The sequence below is a fragment of the Thioalkalivibrio sp. ALMg9 genome, from assembly GCF_000380625.1.
Classification (GTDB): Bacteria; Pseudomonadota; Gammaproteobacteria; order Ectothiorhodospirales; family Ectothiorhodospiraceae; genus Thioalkalivibrio; species Thioalkalivibrio versutus.
The window spans coordinates 97540-115180 of the sequence record NZ_AQYC01000005.1; the positions used below are offsets into that span (position 1 = coordinate 97540).

Annotated in this window: 20 protein-coding genes; 12 read left to right on the forward strand and 8 right to left on the reverse strand. The window is 66.9% G+C overall.

What is annotated here, in order from left to right; translation table 11 throughout:
* The first annotated feature begins 21 nt into the window (after positions 1-21).
* The 4 genes from F792_RS0101680 to lipB are packed head-to-tail and all read left to right on the forward strand — an operon-like array spanning position 22 to position 3132.
* Entirely contained in the window at positions 22-1269 is a 1248-nt protein-coding gene (locus F792_RS0101680) for a D-alanyl-D-alanine carboxypeptidase family protein (RefSeq protein ID WP_018168125.1), read from the forward strand.
* Positions 1270-1283: 14 nt separating this feature from the next.
* Positions 1284-2171 carry a D-amino acid aminotransferase gene (locus tag F792_RS0101685; protein WP_018168126.1) on the forward strand — a complete coding sequence of 296 codons (888 nt, stop codon included), beginning with the start codon at positions 1284-1286 and terminating at the stop codon, positions 2169-2171.
* Complete coding sequence (locus F792_RS0101690) at positions 2168-2431, forward strand: YbeD family protein (protein WP_018144082.1); 264 nt, start codon at positions 2168-2170, stop codon at positions 2429-2431. The genes F792_RS0101685 and F792_RS0101690 overlap by 4 nt, the downstream gene beginning before the upstream one ends.
* Positions 2428-3132: a lipoyl(octanoyl) transferase LipB gene (lipB, locus tag F792_RS0101695; RefSeq protein WP_018168127.1), complete on the forward strand. Its 705-nt coding sequence runs from the start codon at positions 2428-2430 to the stop codon at positions 3130-3132. The genes F792_RS0101690 and lipB overlap by 4 nt, the downstream gene beginning before the upstream one ends.
* 229 nt (positions 3133-3361) lie before the next feature.
* Here lipB and F792_RS14965 read toward each other — a convergent pair whose 3' ends face one another.
* The 7 genes from F792_RS14965 to F792_RS0101730 all read right to left on the reverse strand — a co-directional run bounded on the left by F792_RS14965 (position 3362) and on the right by F792_RS0101730 (position 8723).
* On the reverse strand, positions 3362-3568 hold the full coding sequence (locus F792_RS14965; RefSeq protein ID WP_018168128.1) for a hypothetical protein: 207 nt from the start codon (positions 3566-3568) through the stop codon (positions 3362-3364).
* Positions 3569-3978: 410 nt separating this feature from the next.
* Entirely contained in the window at positions 3979-4935 is a 957-nt protein-coding gene (gene lipA, locus F792_RS0101705; protein ID WP_018168129.1) for a lipoyl synthase, read from the reverse strand.
* A 62-nt stretch (positions 4936-4997) separates the two neighbouring features.
* Positions 4998-6203 (reverse strand): HDOD domain-containing protein, encoded by a 1206-nt coding sequence (locus tag F792_RS0101710; RefSeq protein WP_018168130.1) that lies wholly within the window; start codon positions 6201-6203, stop codon positions 4998-5000.
* 6 nt (positions 6204-6209) lie between these two features.
* Positions 6210-7421 carry an HDOD domain-containing protein gene (locus F792_RS0101715; RefSeq protein ID WP_018168131.1) on the reverse strand — a complete coding sequence of 404 codons (1212 nt, stop codon included), beginning with the start codon at positions 7419-7421 and terminating at the stop codon, positions 6210-6212.
* An 86-nt stretch (positions 7422-7507) separates the two neighbouring features.
* Positions 7508-8062: a hypothetical protein gene (locus F792_RS0101720; RefSeq protein WP_018168132.1), complete on the reverse strand. Its 555-nt coding sequence runs from the start codon at positions 8060-8062 to the stop codon at positions 7508-7510.
* Positions 8059-8463 carry a hypothetical protein gene (locus tag F792_RS0101725; RefSeq protein ID WP_018168133.1) on the reverse strand — a complete coding sequence of 135 codons (405 nt, stop codon included), beginning with the start codon at positions 8461-8463 and terminating at the stop codon, positions 8059-8061. Before F792_RS0101725 ends, F792_RS0101720 begins: the two co-directional genes overlap by 4 nt.
* Before the next feature lie 20 nt (positions 8464-8483).
* The gene (locus F792_RS0101730) at positions 8484-8723 is read right to left on the reverse strand and encodes a BolA family protein (RefSeq protein ID WP_018168134.1); all 240 of its coding nucleotides are present in this window, start codon (positions 8721-8723) and stop codon (positions 8484-8486) included.
* A 216-nt stretch (positions 8724-8939) separates the two neighbouring features.
* On the opposite strand from F792_RS0101730, the gene F792_RS0101735 reads away from it, so the two are divergent.
* The 3 genes from F792_RS0101735 to F792_RS0101745 are packed head-to-tail and all read left to right on the forward strand — an operon-like array spanning position 8940 to position 11375.
* Positions 8940-9692 (forward strand): MBL fold metallo-hydrolase, encoded by a 753-nt coding sequence (locus tag F792_RS0101735; protein WP_018168135.1) that lies wholly within the window; start codon positions 8940-8942, stop codon positions 9690-9692.
* 43 nt (positions 9693-9735) lie between these two features.
* Positions 9736-10650, forward strand: coding sequence for a nucleoside triphosphate pyrophosphohydrolase (mazG, locus tag F792_RS0101740; protein ID WP_018168136.1), 915 nt, complete (start codon positions 9736-9738; stop codon positions 10648-10650).
* Positions 10647-11375 carry a ferredoxin--NADP reductase gene (locus tag F792_RS0101745; RefSeq protein WP_018144072.1) on the forward strand — a complete coding sequence of 243 codons (729 nt, stop codon included), beginning with the start codon at positions 10647-10649 and terminating at the stop codon, positions 11373-11375. Before mazG ends, F792_RS0101745 begins: the two co-directional genes overlap by 4 nt.
* A gap of 235 nt (positions 11376-11610) precedes the next feature.
* On the opposite strand, the gene nadB is transcribed toward F792_RS0101745, so the two are convergent.
* The gene (gene nadB, locus F792_RS0101750; protein WP_018168137.1) at positions 11611-13251 is read right to left on the reverse strand and encodes an L-aspartate oxidase; all 1641 of its coding nucleotides are present in this window, start codon (positions 13249-13251) and stop codon (positions 11611-11613) included.
* Positions 13252-13395: 144 nt separating this feature from the next.
* On the opposite strand from nadB, the gene rpoE reads away from it, so the two are divergent.
* The 5 genes from rpoE to F792_RS0101775 all read left to right on the forward strand — a co-directional run bounded on the left by rpoE (position 13396) and on the right by F792_RS0101775 (position 17566).
* On the forward strand, positions 13396-13977 hold the full coding sequence (rpoE, locus tag F792_RS0101755; RefSeq protein WP_018168138.1) for an RNA polymerase sigma factor RpoE: 582 nt from the start codon (positions 13396-13398) through the stop codon (positions 13975-13977).
* A gap of 12 nt (positions 13978-13989) precedes the next feature.
* Entirely contained in the window at positions 13990-14556 is a 567-nt protein-coding gene (locus tag F792_RS0101760) for a sigma-E factor negative regulatory protein (RefSeq protein WP_018144069.1), read from the forward strand.
* Positions 14557-14562: 6 nt separating this feature from the next.
* A complete protein-coding gene (locus F792_RS0101765) occupies positions 14563-15549 on the forward strand; it encodes a MucB/RseB C-terminal domain-containing protein (RefSeq protein ID WP_026305876.1) in 987 nt (328 codons plus the stop codon).
* Between the two features lie 22 nt (positions 15550-15571).
* Positions 15572-16060: a SoxR reducing system RseC family protein gene (locus F792_RS0101770; protein ID WP_018144067.1), complete on the forward strand. Its 489-nt coding sequence runs from the start codon at positions 15572-15574 to the stop codon at positions 16058-16060.
* Between the two features lie 81 nt (positions 16061-16141).
* Complete coding sequence (locus tag F792_RS0101775) at positions 16142-17566, forward strand: DegQ family serine endoprotease (RefSeq protein ID WP_018144066.1); 1425 nt, start codon at positions 16142-16144, stop codon at positions 17564-17566.
* Positions 17567-17641: the final 75 nt, after the last annotated feature.

Sequence of the window (17641 nt, forward strand, 5' to 3'; positions counted from 1 at the left end):
TTAAGGAGGTCCTTCCCTGTCATGACTCTGTCCGTCCGCATTCCCTTTTTGCCGTTTCTGGTGGCCTGCCTGCTCGCGATGCTGGTGCTTGCTCCGGTGCACGCGCAGGAACAGCAACTGCCCGTGGCCGGGGATGGGGCGATCACCCCCAGCGGGATCCCGCGCCCGCCATCGGATGTGACGGCGGGGAGTTATGCGCTGATGGACTTCGACTCCGGTCTGATGCTGGCCAGTCGCGAGCCGCAAGTGGAGCGCGAACCGGCCAGCCTGACCAAGGTGATGACTGCCTACGTGGTGTTCGGCGAGATCACCGAGGGCCGCATGGCGCTGGACGATATGGTCACGGTGAGCGAGCGTGCCTGGCGCACCGGGATGACCGGGGCATCGCGGATGTTCATCGAGGTCGGCGAGGAGGTCGCGGTCGAGGATCTGTTGCGTGGCATGATTGTCCAGTCCGGGAACGATGCCTCTACCGCTCTGGCCGAGCATGTGGCCGGCTCCGAAGGGGCCTTTGTCGACATGATGAACTCCCAGGCTCGTGAGCTGGGGATGCGCCAGTCCTATTTTGCCAACCCGCATGGCCTGCCTTCCGAGGAGTCGCAGTACACCACTGCGCAGGATATGGTGCTGCTGGCGCGGGCGCTCATTCGCGATTTCCCGGATCTCTATGGCTACTACAGCGAGCGGTCCTTCGAGTACAACGACATCTCCCAGAGCAACCGCAATATGCTCCTGTGGCGCGATTCCGGCTTTGATGGGCTGAAGACCGGCTGGACCTCGAGCGCCGGGTACAACCTGGTGTCGTCGGCCAAGCGCAATGATCGTCGCCTGGTGGCCGCGGTGATGGGCATCGAGGCGGCCGACCATCAGCAGGGCGGGACCCGCCGTGCGAACGAATCCCAGGCGCTGGTGAACTGGGGTATGCGTTTCACCGCGACCCGCAAGTTGTTCGAAGGGGCGCACGAACTGGGAACGCCACGGGTCTACCGCGGGGCGGATACCGAGGTCGCCGTGGGGCTGGCCGAGGACTTCTGGGTGATGGTTCCGCCGGGGCGTGAGGACGACCTGGACGCCTCGATGGAGGTGCACCAGCCGTTGGAGGCACCGCTGGCGGCGGGTGACCCGGTCGGTGAGGTGGTCGTGCGCCTGGATGGCGAAGTGATCCGTACCCAGCCACTGGTTGCGTTGCACACGGTGGAGCAAGGTGGCCTCGTGCGCCGCCTGTGGGATGGGGCAGCGCTGGGTATCCAGGCGGCCTGGCCGTTCTGACACGCAGGCCGCGCGTGAGTATTGCCTACTTCAACGGGGACTATCTGCCGCTGGACCAGGTGCGGATCTCGCCGCTGGACCGAGGTTTCCTGTTCGGGGATTCGGTCTACGAAGTGATTCCCAGCTACGCGGGCGAATTCTTCATGCTCCCCGCGCATCTCGAGCGCCTGGATCGGTCCCTCGCAGCCATTCGCATCTCCAACCCCTTTGATGCGGGGCAGTGGACTGCGCTTCTGGAAGATCTGCTGGCGCGCAATGCCGATCCCGCTACCCCGGATCTGGGGGTGTACCTGCAGGTGACCCGCGGCGTGGCCCCGCGCGATCATGCCTTCCCGCTGGATGCCCGGCCGACGGTCCTCGCGATGGTGAGCCCGATCCGTCCTCTGCCGGAGACGGTGCGCACGGAGGGTGTGGCGGCCGTGACCGCCGAGGATCGCCGCTGGGGCCACTGCGACATCAAGGCGACCACGCTGCTGGCCAATGTCCTGAACCGCCAGGCCGCGGTCGAGCAGGGTGCGGTCGAGGCGATCCTGCTGCGTGATGGACAGCTCACCGAGGGTGCGGCCAGCAACGTCCTCGTGGTCCTCGACGGCCGTCTGGTGACGCCGCCACTTGCGCCTTCGGTGCTGCCCGGGGTGACGCGGTCACGGGTTCTCGATCTGGCGCGCGAGTTGGGCTATCCGGTGGAGGAGTGCGCGGTAAGCGAGCCGGAGCTGGCACGGGCCGAGGAGATCTGGCTGACCAGTTCGACCCGCGAGATCCTCCCGGTCACGCGCCTCAATGACCGGGTCGTGGGTGCGGGACATCCTGGTCCGGTCTGGAAGGCCCTCCATGCGGCCTATCAGGCTGCCAAGCCGGGTGCGCCCGTGAGTGAGCCAATGCAGTCCGGAGGTGCCGCATGAGTGACCGCGAGACCCTGATCGAATTTCCCTGCCGGTTCCCGGTGAAGGTGATGGGGGATGCCCATCCAGAGTTGATGGAGGCCGTAGAGGGTTGCGTGGCCGAACACCTGGATGCCGATGACGCGGTGATCGAGCAACGGGCCTCGCGCGCCGGCCGTTACGTCGGCATCACCATCACCTTTACCGCGACGAGCCAGGCACAACTGGACGCCTTCTACCGCTCCCTTGGCCGCTGCGACCGGGTGCGCATGATCCTGTGACACCGGCCCCGGTCGAGGTGCGCGAGCTGGGGCTGCAGCCCTACGTTCCGGTATGGCAGGCGATGCAGTTGCATGGGCGCGAACGCGCGGTCGATGCCCCTGATGCCCTGTGGTGCGTGCAGCACCCCCCGGTCTTCACCCAGGGGCGCAATGGCCGTCCGGAACACCTGCTGGATCCCGGGGCCGTGCCGGTGGTGGCGATCGACCGCGGTGGTCAGGTCACCTACCACGGGCCCGGGCAACTGGTGATCTACACGCTGCTCGATTTGAAGCGGCTCGGGATCGGCGTGCGGCGTCTGGTGGAGTGTCTGGAACAGGCCATCATCGAGACGCTCTCCCAATGGGGTATCGAGGCCGAACGTCGGGCCAACGCGCCCGGGGTCTATGTAGGGCAGGCGAAGATTGCGGCCCTCGGCTTGCGCGTGCGCCACGCCCGCAGCATCCATGGCCTTGCCCTGAACGTGGCACCGGTGCTGGCGCCGTTTGCGCGCATCAACCCCTGTGGTTATGCGGGCCTGCCGACGACCTCCATACAGGCGCTGCTGGGCAAGTCAGTCGCTATCGACCGTGTTCGCGACGCGCTCCTGGCGAATCTCGCCGCACAGCTATTCTCGGACCGGGATTCTCCATTCCTGCATGAGCCGGCGCTGCCAGCCGAGCTGGTGCGGGTCCAGGCCCTGGGGCGTTGCCCGGCGCCGTAACACGTCGCCCGGCCTTCCCAAGGCTGGGTTGTGGCTGGTCCCGGTTCGTCCTCCGGTGTTTACGTGCCTTCGTCCGGTCGCCTGCCGAGCGCTGACTCGCCAGCGCGCCGCGAGGTACTTTCTTGCTTGCCCAAGAAAGTACCCAAAGAAGGGCACCCGGATTTCGCCCGGGAACCTCGCTCCGGACGCGCTGGACCGGCGGCGCTGAACTCGCTACGCTGCGCTTCGCTCAGACATCCAGCGCCTTCTTCCGGCCCATCACGCCCTCCACGAGGGGCTCCATACGGGAGGCGAAGATCAAAACCGACCGTATCCCCACGCTTCCGCCTAACCATAGGCATTGCCGCCAGAAAGTCCCTGGCGCCCGCCTTGCGGGCGCGGCACGCAACGGCCACAGGCCGAGCGTGCCGAAGATGTCCAAAGACCTAGCCATCATCCACTGGCAAGCACGCGGGGATAGCCGTTGTTTGGACCTGCCTCCCCGTTGTCGTCGCGCCGAGTGGAGAGGCTTTTCGTGGGACGATTCTAAATAGACACGAGGCGCTGGATGTCTGAGCGGAGCCGAAGGTGTAGCGAGTTCAGCGCCGCCCGCGAAAAGCCTCGGAGCGAGGGAAACCCCGGCCCGCGAAGCGGGCCGGGGTCGCGGCAGTCGGGCGTGTTTCTTGGGTACTTCTTTGCACGAGCAAAGAAGCCAGTTTTTGATCGACAACGGGCGCGGTGCGCTCGCGAGAGAGCGCCTGGCAGGCGGTGGACCGGAGGCACCGTAAGCACCGGATGCCGAGCGGGCCAGGTTCGCGATGCAGGGCTGGATGGGCCGGTGGCACGGGCCACCGGGGCCGGGACGGGTCAGGCGGTTTCGAGGCCCTGGGCCTGGAGGTCGGCGTGGTAGGACGAGCGGACCATCGGGCCGCTGGCCACCTGCTTGAAGCCCATCTCGCGGGCGCGGTCGCCGAGCTCGTCGAACTCCTCGGGGGAGAGGAAGCGCGTCACCGGCAGGTGATGGCGCGACGGCTGCAGGTACTGGCCCAGGGTCAGCATGTCGCAGCCGTGGTCGCGCAGATCCTGCAGGACCTCCAGCAGTTCTTCACGGGTCTCGCCGAGCCCCAGCATCAGGCCCGACTTTGTCGGCACGCCAGGGTGCTGTTCCCGGAACTGCCGGAGCAGCTCCAGCGACCAGGCGTAGTCGGCGCCCGGGCGGGCTTCGCGGTACAGGCGCGGGACCGTCTCCAGGTTGTGGTTGAACACGTCCGGCGGGGCCTGCTGCATGATTTCGAGCGCGCGATCCATGCGACCGCGAAAATCCGGTACGAGGATTTCGATTTTCATGCCCGGATTCAGGGAGCGCACCTCGCGGATGCAGTCGACAAAGTGCCCGGCACCCCCGTCGCGCAGGTCGTCGCGGTCCACCGAGGTGATCACGACGTACTTGAGGCCAAGCGCCTGGATGGTCTCGGCCAGGTGACGGGGCTCGTCCGCGTCCAGGGCCTCGGGGCGGCCGTGGGCGACGTCGCAGAACGGGCAGCGGCGGGTGCAGATGTCGCCCATGATCATGAAGGTGGCGGTGCCGTGGGCGAAGCATTCGCCGAGGTTCGGGCAGCTGGCCTCCTCGCAGACGGTGTGCAGTTTCTGCTCGCGCAGGATGCCCTTGATGCGCTGTACCTCGGGCCGTGCCTGGCTTTGCGCGCGGATCCACTTGGGCTTGCGCTGGGGCTTCTCGGTGGGATGGATCTTGACCGGGATGCGCGCGACCTTGTCGGCGGCGCGCTGTTTTTCACCGGGCTGGGGGCGGATTCGAGTGTCCATGGACCTTCCCTGAATTTCGTGGCGGCCGGGTTGTGCGGCCGGCGTGGGGCGATCGGGCGTGCTCAGGCAACCTCGCGGATCAGCGCCTCGACTTCCTGCCTAGCCGTCTCGATGGCGGGCAGGTTGCCGTCCTCGTCCAGGATAAAGCCGAGGCGTTCCACTGCCCGCAGGTCGGTGAGCGGGATGCGGTCGGCGAGCAGGTCGTCTTCGGCATCCCGCGGGCATGCGGCGCGGGCGATTCGCACGATGTCGGTCAGGGCGTGAGCCTCCGGGTTTTCCGGGCCGCCGGAATCGCGAATGGCCTCTATGATATCGGATGCCAGGTCCCATTGCTGGGCAACCAGTTCGCCGATCAGGCCTTCCAGTCGGAACAGTACGCGTTCCACTTCCCCGGGTGTTCGATCCGGATGGGTGCGGGCGACCTCGGCGATGACCGGCAAGGCCCCGACGCGGTGCAGGAGTCCGGCGAGCAACGCACTCTGTGGATCGGCGGCCTCGCACTGGTCGGCCAGCACGCAACTGACCGCGGCAATGCGTGCGGAGCGCCGCCACAGGCGTTCCAGCAGTTCGTGGTAGGGGTTGTCACGATGGATGAAGACCTGGTGCATCGCCAGGGCCATCACCAACTGGCGGGTGCGTTCCAGTCCAAGCCGGGCGACGGCATCCTGAAGGCGCGAGACGACACGGCGGCTGCCCATGGCCGGGCTGTTGGCCACACTCAGCAGGCGGCCGGCTACACTCGGATCTTCCTCGATGATCCGGGTGGCCTCGGCGATGGAGACATCCGGATCCTTCAGGGCCCGCTGCAGGTGCAGGGCAACCTCGGGGAGCTGGGGCAGGGCCAGTTCCCCGGAGTAGGCATGGGTGTAGATGCTGCTGAACAGTTCGCCCTCGAGATCGGATAGCTCGATCTCGCTGACCTCGACGCTGTCCTGGCCGCCGCCGTCGATCAGGGTTTCATAGACCTTGCGATCAAGCATGGCGAGGGTCGAGCGAGTCGCGGCGATGGCATGGCTGTGGTAGTCGTGCGTATCGAATAGGGGGTTCAGCGCTTCGCTGCTGTCGCCTTTCAACATGACCGAATTGCGCCCGCTGGCCAGGATCATGCGGCCTTCCAGCAGGAAGATCATGCTGCGGAATTCGTCGCGTGCATGCAGCTTGAAGCCCGGATCCACCGTCATGGTCCGGGCGTGTTGCAGTAGCTTGTCGCGGGCCCGGTCGCTCAGCTCGGAAAACGGGCGCAGCTGGGGGAGGCGTTGCTCGATCACCGCGGTTCAGGCGTTGAACATGGCGCGGAGTTCTGCCAGATCCTCGGCGCGCTCTTCCAGGAACGCGATCGGCTCGCCGGGTGGGGGCGGGGTGATCCCGAGGACCTCGAAGGCCGCGACATCGGTGGCATCGGGCACGGCCTCGCCTTCGGCGCGGCGGGTGGCCCATTCCGCGACCAGGGCGATGCTGGCGTAGTCCGGTTCGCTGGCGCGATAGCCCCAGTCTCCGGCGTGTTCAGCGACCGTTACCAGGTCGCCGCCCAGATCCCAGTAGTTGATTACCAGGACGCCGGCGAGATTGCTCAGGCGCCGCACCAGCGATTGCACGCGCTCGCGGTCGGGATGGTCCTCGCGCAGTTCCACGAACTGGATGATCGGGACCGCGCCGATCCCGGCGACCAGCCCGGCCAGCAGTGCCCGCTCGCGGTCCAGCTGCTTCAGCGAGTCCGCGATCAGGTAGCTGTAGGCCGATTGCAGGGCGCCGTGTTTCCAGCTGGACTCCATCGCGTCGCGGGTCGAGGCGTGCTTGGCCTTGAAGGCCTGACGCAGGGCCATGTTCATCGCCAGCATGCGGGTGTTGCGAAAGCCCAGGCGGTTGACTGCGTCGCGCACGGACTGGATCTGCTTGGCGGCGCGAAACAGCGGGCTGTTGGTGGCGTGCAGCAGCGCACCGGCGATCGTCCCGTCGCGCTGGATGACCTCGGTGAGCTTGTCCAGGTCGGCATCCGGATCGTTAGTCAGTTCCTGAATGCGCAGCGCGATCTCCGGCATGGTCGGCAATTCCAGCCGATTGCTGGTGATCAGGTCGTAGAGCTCGCCGAAGAAGGCACCCTCGGTGTCGTCCAGGTCGGTGTCGTGCACTACGAGCGAGGCACTGTGGGCCTTCTTCAGCGCCGCTGTGGGGATCTCCAGCAACTGACAGGTCTTCTCGGTAATGAGGAAGTCCTGCTGCCCGATGTTCTGGTCGAACATCTGCAGGGGGCTGTCCGGATCGGTCGACTCCAGGGTGATGCGGGCCGGACTGCCGCCGCTGACGCGGACCAGCTGGCCGCGTACCAGGAACAGGTAGCGATCCTCGACCTCCTGCGGGCGCAGGCGCCGCCCGGCGTCCAGCTCCCGGGCCAGGCAGGCCGCGGCCAGTTCGCCGCGGGCTTGCTCCGACAGGCTGGAGGTCAGGTCCAAGTCCTGAAGCAGGGCATCAATGCTGGTGCTATCCATGGGGCGGTTCCCGATCCGTGCTGTGCCAATCCGTTCCCGCGCTGCAGCGCCGCGTGGCGGGCCGCGGGGCGTACCCGCCACGCGGGTTACTCGACTGGCGCCAGTGTAGCATCCGATCTGGTGGCGGGAAGCGCTGACGCCGCCCCACGGCAGGCGAAGCGCGGTCGGTCGGCGGCGTCGATCAGGTCATGGGCTTGCAGAAAGCCCCGCGCATCGGCGGCATCCTCGCGGAACCAGGCGGCGGTATTTCCCAGGCGGAAGCTGTAGCCCCAGGCGTCCATGTCTCGCATCAGCCGGTCGCGGCCGACGCCGGGGATCTCGTCGGCCAGCAGGATCTGCAGATAACATACGCCGCACTCCTCCAGGTCGTCGCCGCCCGCATTGGTATGCAGGGCGGCGCGCCGTCCTGCGTCCATGCAGATGACATGTCCGGCCTCATGCAGGGCCGAGTGGATGGGGGTGTCGGGACGCACATGCACGTCATGGCCGACGATCCCGGCCTCGGGTTCGCCCCACCAGCTGCCGGGCAGCGGCGCCTGGGCCGGGTGCGCGACCAGGCGCAGGCCGTAGCGGGCGAACAGGGTCACGAGCGCGTCCTGCAGGGCCGGGTCGCCACAGGTCTGGATCGCGGGGTTGTTCATGTGTCGGAGTCGTCGGGCAGGGCCGTGGTGCGCTTGCGGCTGCGCCGTGGGCATTCCTCGGGGTGCTCGCGGCACCAGGTGTCGACCCGCTCGGTGAGGTCGTCCTGAAAGCACAGCAAATAGAACCGCGCCTGCTCGCGGTTGGCGATGGCGGGCCGCCCCAGGGTGTCCACCACGCCGGTGCGCAACGCCGCGATGATCGCGTTGGCGGCCTTCTTCTGCGGCCAGGCGGTAATCTGCTCCCAGGCCTCGGGCGTGAAATACAGGCGCAGGAGGTCGGGGCGGGTGGTCAGCAGCATGCGCGTGACGTTGCGCAGGGTGGTCTCGGCCTCGCCCCAGTCGTGTACCAGGCCGCCCTCCAGCAGGCGTTCGATCTCCTCGCGACCCTTGGGCGACAGCATCGGCACGCGCGCTGAACGCCTCAGGCGCTCGGGGCATCCTCGGGGGTGAAGGCGCGGATGGACAGGGCGTGGAGTTCGCCGGAGTCGATCTGCTCGCGTACGGTGGCGTAGACGGTCTGATGTTTCTTGACCGCGTTCATGCCAGCAAACTGTGGGCTGACGACCAGGGCCTCGAACTTGCCCTCGCCTCCGGTAACCTCGACCTTCTCGGCCGACGGCAGGCCGGCGCGAATGAGTTCGGCCACTTGATTGGCATCCATGATGAGTCCCTTGATTGGTGCGTATTGGTCAGCCGCGGATGATAGCCGGGCGATGGGCCCGACAGAAGTTCCCCCACGCGGGGAACTCGTTCCCGCGGCACGGGTTCGTAGGAAAACACCTGCATGGATTGTCGGGCTGGTTTGGGTTGTTCCGGGTTGGCTGCGCTAGCATCAGGTCACTAACGTTCGGCCCGCCGGGCCATGGAGGCAATCGCAATGATCTTCAAGCAACTGTTCGAGGACGAGTCGTCCACCTATACCTATCTTCTGAGCTGCCCGGATACCGGTAAGACCGCATTGATCGACCCGGTCATCGAAACCGTCGACCGCGACATGCGCGTGTTGCAGGAGATGGGCCTGAGCCTCGATTACGTCATCGAGACCCATATCCATGCCGACCACATCACCGGCGCCCGGATGCTGCGCGAAAAGACCGGCTGCAAGCTGGGCGGGCCGGCGATGGACGAACTGCCGTGTCGCGATTTCGGCCTGCGCGAGGGCGAGCCCTTCCAGGTGGGCAACCTGGTGGTCAACCCGCTCTATACCCCGGGACACACGGATGCGCACCACGCCTACCTGATGGATCACGTGGGCCTGAAAATGCTGTTCTCCGGCGACGCCCTGCTGATCGAGGCCTGTGGCCGCACCGATTTCCAGTCGGGGGATGCCAAGACGCTCTATCACTCGATTCACGACAAGTTCTTCACCCTGCCGGACGAGACCCTGGTGTATCCCGCGCACGATTACGAAGAGCGCCAGATCACCACCATCGGCCAGGAGAAGATGCGCAACCCGCGCCTGGGCAAAGGCAAGCCGGAGGCGGAGTTCGTGAAAATCATGGACGAGATGGACCTGCCGTACCCGAAGAAGATCGACTGGGCCCTGCCGGGCAACGAGGGTTGCGGGATCTGCCCCGACAACCTGCCGGACGAGAAGAGGCGCCTCTGCGAGACCGATCAGCAGGGTTAGTTCGACCCCTTCCGGTGGCCCCGCCAGGAGCTACCGGTTCCGAATGTTCATCCGGTGGGCGGTTTTTACCGCCTGCCGGACCCCGTACACTCCCGCGATGACCGAACACACACCCGTTGACGTGCCGGGTCCGCTGGACCGCCTGCGGGCGATCATGGCGCGGCTGCGTGATCCCGAATCCGGCTGTGCCTGGGACCGGGCGCAGACGGCCGGGACTATCGTCCCGTTCACCCTGGAAGAGGCCTATGAACTGGCCGACGTGATCGCGCGCGATCAGGGCGAGGCCGCGGATACCCGCGAGTTGCGCGATGAGCTGGGCGACCTGCTGTTCCAGGTCGTGTTCCAGGCGCGCATCGCCGAGGAGGCCGGGCGCTTCGATCTGGATGATGTAGCGCGCGCGATCGGCGACAAGCTGGTGCGCCGGCATCCGCACGTGTTTGCCGATGTCGAGCATGCCTCGGATGCGGAGCGCGAGGCGGCCTGGGAGGAGGACAAGGCCCGGGAGCGTGCCGATCGTGCCCAGACCAGCGCCATGGACGACATCCCGCTGGCTCTGCCGGCCCTGTCGCGGGCGGTGAAGAGCCAGCGCCGCGCCGCCCGGCTCGGTTTTGACTGGGACGATCCGGCGCCGGTGGTCGCCAAGATCCACGAGGAGCTGGCCGAGGTGCAGGAGGCCGTGGATCAGGGCGAGGCCGAGGCGCGCATCGCCGAGGAGGTCGGCGACGTGCTGTTTGCCGTCAGTAACTGGGCGCGCCACCTGGGTGTGGATCCGGAGGGGGCGCTACGCGGAAGTACGCGCAAGTTCGAGGCCCGCTTCCGGCATATGGAGGCCCTGGCCGCCGCGTGCGGCGAGACCCTGGGGGCGCTGGATTTCGCGGCCCAGGAGACCCTTTATCAGGAGGCGCGGCGCCGCGAGCGCCAGCCTTACGACGAATCCGAGACCAAGGACCCGAGATGAGCGACGCCGTCGAACTGCCCGACCATTTCCTGCCGGCCCGGATCGAGTCGATCGAGCAGGTTACCCCGTTGATCAAGGTGTTCACCCTGGCCGCGGACCCGCAGCGCTTTACCAGCAAGGCCGGCCAGTGGCTGGATCTGGTGATCCCGCAACCCGAGGGCAAGCCCTTCGTCGGTGGTTATTCGGTCGTGTCCGCGCCGCGCGCGGATGGCCGCTTGCAACTGGCCATCAAGTACGCTGACCACCACCACGCGACGCATCACCTGCACGCGGTCGCGCAGGAAGGCGACACCGTGTACATCACGCCGGGACAGGGCAGTTTCTTCTTCGAGCCCGGCATGGCAAGGAATGTCGTGCTGCTGGGGGCCGGCATCGGCGTGACGCCGCTGTTCGGCATCCTGCGCGCGATTCATGCCGACATGCCCGAGGTCTATGCGCATCTGGTGTACAGCGTGGCGCACCAGGACGAGGTGCTGTTCCCGCAGGAGCTGGAGGCGATGGCCAAGGCGCCGAATATCGACGTCAGCCTGACCGTGACCCGCGAGGCCGAGGACTGGCTGGGCCACACCGGACGTATCAGCCATCGGCTGCTGGAGTCGCTCGATCTGCCGCGCGATGCGCTGTTTTACTTCTGTGGCTCGCGCGAGTTCATCGAGGACATGGCCACCCTGCTGGCGGAATGGGGCATCCCCGAGGCGCAGCTGAAATACGAGAAGTGGTGGTAACGCGCCGCGTGTCTAGCTGAACCCGTCATTGCGAGTCGCCGCAGGCGACGTGGCAATCGATGTGCTCGGCCACCTGATCCCAGCGCTTTGCCAGCGTGGGGTGGGTTACTCGCTCCGCTCGCCCTTCGGGCCGGCCTGCGGCCGTTCAACGCAGCTTCGCTGCTTTTGTGCTTCGTCGCTGCGCTCCTCGCAATGACGGGAGGGAAGGCAGGCGCGGTGCTCGAACCCAGAAGGATTACGGCCGGCGGGTGTCGCCCGGGCGCAGGGCGTTTTCGGGGGCGAGGATGGTCGGCTGGCCGTCCAGGGCCGGGTCGGTGTCCGGGTAGTCGCGGATGAAGTGCAGCCCGCGGCTTTCCTTGCGCGACAGGGCACTCTTCACGATGATCTCGGCGACCATGGCCAAGTTGCGCAGTTCCAGCAGGTCCGGGGAGATGCGGAAGTGGCTGTAATACTCGTGAATCTCTTCCTGCAGGATGCGGATGCGCCGCTCGGCGCGGTGCAGGCGTTCGCGTGCGCGCACGATCCCGACGTAGTCCCACATCAGCCGGCGCAGCTCGTCCCAGTCGTGGGCGACCACCACCTCCTCCTGTGACTCGGTCACTCGGGACTCGTCCCAGGCCGGCGGCACGGGGAGATTCTCGGGGGCGGGCAAATCGGTCTGCGACAGGATGTGGTCGGCCGCGGCACGGGCATACACCAGGCACTCCAGGAGCGAGTTGCTGGCCATACGGTTCGCGCCGTGAAGACCTGTGTAGGAGGCCTCGCCGGCGGCGTACAGCCCCGGCAGGTCGGTCTGGCCGAAGTGGTTCACCATCACGCCGCCGCAGGTGTAGTGCGCGGCCGGCACCACCGGCAGCGGCTCGCGGGTCATGTCGAAGCCGAATTCCAGGCAGCGCTCGTGAATGGTGGGGAAGTGTTCGCGGATGAACTCGGCCGGTTTGTGGCTGATGTCGAGGTTCACGTGGTCGATGCCGAGGCGCTTCATCTCGTGGTCGACGGCGCGGGCGACGATGTCGCGCGGGGCCAGTTCGGCGCGCTCGTCGAAGCGCGGCATGAAGCGTTCGCCGTTTGGCAGGAGCAGGACACCACCCTCGCCGCGGACCGCCTCGGAGATCAGGAACGACTTGGCCCGCGGATGGAACAGGCAGGTCGGGTGGAACTGCATGAACTCCATGTTGGCGATGCGGCACCCGGCGCGCCAGGCCATCGCGATGCCGTCGCCGGTGGAGCCGTCCGGATTGGAGCTATAGAGGTAGACCTTGCTGGCGCCGCCGGTTGCAAGGATCACGGTCGGGGCGAGGATGGTCTCCACCTCACGGGTCTTGGCGTCCTGCACGTAGGCGCCAACCACGCGGCGGGTGCCGTCCACTGGTTGGGTGATCAGGTCCACGGCCACGTGGCGTTCGAACACCTCGATGCTGCCCTGGCCCGAGGCGCTGCGCACCAGGGCCTCTTCGATGGCTCGCCCGGTGGCATCGGCGGCGTGCGCGACGCGCCGGGCGCTGTGCCCGCCCTCGCGGGTCAGGTGCAGCCGGCTGCGGCCCTCGAGCGGCTCGCGGGTGAACGGCACGCCGAGGTTGAGTAGCCAGTGGATCGCCTCGGGGCCCGCCGCCACGGTGCGGCGCACGGCGTCCGGGTCACACAGGCCCGCGCCCGCGTCCAGGGTGTCCTGAATGTGGGCATCGAAGGAGTCGGTGCGGTCGAGGACTGCCGAGATTCCGCCTTGGGCATAGCGGGTAGAACCCTCGTCCACCGGGCCCTTGCTGATCACGGTGACGCGACGGTGCGGGGCCAGATGCAGGGCTGCGGAGAGCCCCGCCGCGCCGCTTCCAATCACGAGGACGTCCGCCAGGCGCGGTTGTTGTACTGTCCCCATGGGTCAGGTAACGTGCTGCGCTTGTTGCCAGAGCGAATTGTGGCCCTTGCGCAACAGTGTTGTGCGCAAAGCGAACTTAATGCGAGTCAGGCGGTCCATGCAACATAGAATACCGGAGACTGGCGTGTTGGCGGGAGTCCCCGCATGAGCGAGAAGGCTTCCGACGAGGCCCTGGTCAAGCGAGTTCAGAAGGGCGACAAGGCGGCCTTCGACGTCTTGGTGCTGAAGTACCAGCACAAGATCGTCAACCTGGTTGGGCGTTATGTCCATGACCATGCAGCGGCCCTGGACGTGTCTCAGGAGGCCTTTATTAAGGCCTACAAGGGGCTGGCGAACTTTCGCGGCGAGAGTGCGTTCTATACGTGGCTCTACCGCATCGCCATCAATACGGCCAAGAATCACCTTGTCTCCCAGGGACGGCGGCGGCCCGAGGCCGAAATCGATGCGCAGGACGCGGAACAGATGGGCGGTGACTCCGCCCTGAAGGACAGTGCAACCCCGGAGGGGGAGCTGTTGTCCGAAGAGATTGAAGGGGCGGTGCGTCGCACCATCGAGGAACTGCCCGACGACCTTCGGATGGCCATCACACTGCGCGAGATCGAGGGACTGAGTTACGAGGAAATCGCGCAGACGATGGGATGCCCGATCGGCACGGTCCGGTCGCGTATCTTTCGGGCCCGCGAGGCCATCGACCGGACCTTGCGTCCTTTGTTAGACAACAACTGAACGAGTAGCGACATGACAGAGCAAGTCTCAAAGAATGAACGTCTTTCGGCCCTGGTGGACGGAGAAACGGATGACTTCGAGACGCGTCGCCTGATGGATGAACTGGTCAAGTCCGAAGAGGACCGCGGTCAGTGGGAACGCTATCACCTGATCGGCGATAGTCTGCGCGGCGGGATGCGCCGCACGGCCCCCGCGAACTTCATGGACGGTGTCCATGCGGCCCTGGCCGACGAGGCGCCGCTGTCGGCTGCCCACAAGCCGGCGCAGCCGCGCTGGCTGAAGCCGGTTGCGGGCACTGGTGTGGCCGCCGCGGTCGCGATGGTGACCCTTGTCGGGATGCAGATGCTGGGGCCCGACACGGGCACGCAGGAGGCCGCTCCGGTCGCCAGCGAGACCCGTACCCCGGCACAGGTCGCCGATGGCGTGCAGCGGGCCAGTACCTCCGACGTCGAGGCCCCGGCCGCCGGACGCGAGTCGCTGGACCCACGCTTTGCCCGCTACCTCGAAAATCACGCGGAACTGACCGGGCCGGGTTCTACCGCCCTGGGCCGGGTTCGTTACTCGGTGAGTGACGAGTAACGCGTGATGCGCCGCGGCCTACCGTTCGTCCTGGTTGCCGCCACTGCACTTTGCTGTGTTCCGTTGCCGGTTCTGGCCGGGGATCAATCCCCGGCAGACTGGCTGCAGCGGATGACCAGTAGCCTGCATTCGGAGAGTTACCAGGGAACTTTCGTGCTCCAGCGGGATGACCGACTGGACGCCATTCGTGTGGTGCACGCCGCCGAGAACGGTGGCTACCGCGAGCGCCTGGAAACCCTGACCGGAAGCCACCGCGAGATCCTGCGGTCGGTCGACCGTCTGAGCGCGTTGAAGGGAGCCCGGGCCGCAGCCGGCGAAGGTGGTGGAGGGGCCCCGCACTGGCCGGCCGGAGCGCCAGTCTTCCTGCTCGAACATCACGATCACTACGCCCTGGAAGACATGGGCGTGGACCGTGTCGCCGGACTCGAGTGCCGCATGATCCTAGCGCGTGCCCGCGATATGCTGCGTTACAGCCATCGCTACTGCCTGCACACCGCGACCGCGCTCCCCTTGCTCAGCGAACTGTACGACGGTCACGGGGCGCTGCTTGAGCGCCTGGCCTTTACCGATCTTGAGCATCTTGACGAGGTCGCGGAAACCGCCCTCGAGGCGACCCGCGAGGACGCCGAGCATGTCGAGGTGCGAGCCGACCATGGGCACAAGAAGCCCGACTGGGACGAGCAGACCGGCATGGACGGCTGGAGCTTTGCCAAACTGCCGGATGGCTTTTCCGCGATTGCCGCGTCCGAACGCCGTGTCGGAGACGACCAGGCTAGCCTGCGTCATTTCGTGTTGAGCGACGGTCTGGCCTCGGTCTCGGTCTATATCGAGAAGGCCAGCGGCGAGCAGATGTTCGAGGGCACGACACGTGCCGGGGCCACGCACGGGGCCGCGCGTTCGATCGCGGGGCACCAGGTCACTGCGGTGGGCGATGTCCCGCAGGCGACGGTGCGGGGCGTGCTGGACGCCGTGGTGCATCACCCCGGCAATTGAATCGCCACATGGGCTCGCAAGCATGAGTGAATGGATCCGCGAACAGGGAACCGTGCTCTCGGTGGAGGGCTACGCGGCGCGTGTGCGTATCGAGCGCCGTTCGACCTGCGGCAGTTGTTCGGCCCGGACGGGCTGCGGCAGCGGCGTCCTGTCCGAGGTGCTGGGCCGCAAGGCAGTGGAGGTGTCCATCGGCCATCCCGGCTCGCTGCAGCCGGGAGATACCGTGACCCTGGGTATTCGCGATCAGGCGCTGGTTTCGGGGGCCCTGGCGATGTACCTGTTGCCGCTCGCCGGCCTGGTGGCGGCGCCGGCACTGCTGATGCTGGTCGTGCCCGGACTCGGAGAGGGCTTTCACTTGCTGGCCGGGGCCCTGGGGTTCGCGGGCGGGCTGCTCGGCGTGCGCGCCTGGCTGCGCCGGCGCGCCCCGGATCTGGCGCCGGTGCTGCTGGAGCGCCATCCGGCCACGGGAACCCACCGCGCTGCGGCACCCATGGCTGCGCCCCGGCCCTGAATCTTCGCGCCGGTCGCCGGGAACTTGTGGCCGGGCCGGCTTTCTAGAGCCATGAACCTACGACTTCCCAATGCGGGCTGGATGATGATGAAACCGATGCAATGGGCACTGGTGGCCCTGACCTTTCTCGCCCTGTCGCTGCCGGCCTCGGCGCGCATGCTGCCGGACTTCGTGCCGCTGGCGGAGGAGCACAGCCCGGCGGTGGTGAATATCGCGACCACCCGCGAGCGCGAGAACCCGCATCGCAGTCAGATGCCGGACTTCGAGGGCTCGCCCTTCGAGGACCTGTTCGAACGTTTCTTTGGGGGCCCCGGGGGCGAAGGCCCGCGCGGGCCTGAGCGCTTCGAGCGCAACTCGCTGGGTTCCGGGTTCATCTATACCGAAGATGGCTACATCATCACCGCGAACCATGTGGTGGAGGGCGCCTCGGAGGTTGTCGTGCACCTGTCCGACCGGCGCGTGTTCGACGCCGAGATCGTTGGCAAGGACCCGCAGAGTGATGTGGCCCTGCTCAAGATTGACGCCGAGAACCTGCCCACTCTGAAACTCGGCTCCTCGTCCGATCTGAAGGTTGGCGAATGGGTGCTGGCGATCGGTTCGCCGTTCGGCTTCGATCACTCGGTGACCGCCGGCATCGTCAGTGCCAAGGGGCGCAGCCTCCCGAGCGAGAATTACGTGCCGTTCATTCAGACCGATGTGGCCATCAACCCGGGCAACTCCGGCGGGCCGCTGCTGAACCTGGATGGCGAGGTGATTGGCGTCAACGCGCAGATCTACAGCCGGACCGGCGGTTTCATGGGGCTGTCCTTTGCCGTACCGATCGAGATGGTGGGCGACGTGGTACAGCAGTTGCGCGAGCACGGCGAGGTGACGCGTGGCTGGCTGGGTGTGCTGATCCAGGAAGTGACCCGCGAGCTGGCCGACTCCTTCGGCATGGACAAGCCGGCCGGGGCGCTGGTCTCGCGCGTGCAGCCGGACAGTCCGGCGCAGAAGGCCGGCTTTGAAACCGGGGACGTGATCCTGTCGTTCAACGGCATCGAGGTGCCGAACTCGTCCGCGCTGCCGCCGATTGTCGGGCGCACGCCGGTGGGCGCCGAGGCCGAGGTCGAGGTGCGCCGTGGTGACGAGACTCGCACCATCATCGTCGAGATCGAGCGTCTGCCGGAGGATATCTCCGCCCAGCGCGGGGGGCCGCAGCGTGAGGCCCCGGAGCGGACCGAGCCGCAAAGCCTGTTGGGGATGGTCCTGGAGCCGCTGGATGCCGAGCGTGCCGCAGAGCTGGACGTCGATGGCGGCCTGGTGGTCCGGGACGTCACCGACAATCCGGCGCGCTCGGCCGGGGTGCGCTCCGGCGACGTGATCGTCCAGTTTGGCGGCCATGCGGTCGACTCGGTGGAGACCCTGGAGAAGCGGATCGAAGAGGTGGGTGAGCGGCGCACGGTGCCGGTACTGGTGTACCGTGGTGGCAATCCGACCTATATCGCCCTGCGCGTTCCGCGGGACTGAAACCGCCTCGTGCTGCGCTCGCGCGGGTCCAACGGCGCGGGTGCTGCGGGGCAGCAATGGAGAACGGGAGGGCTG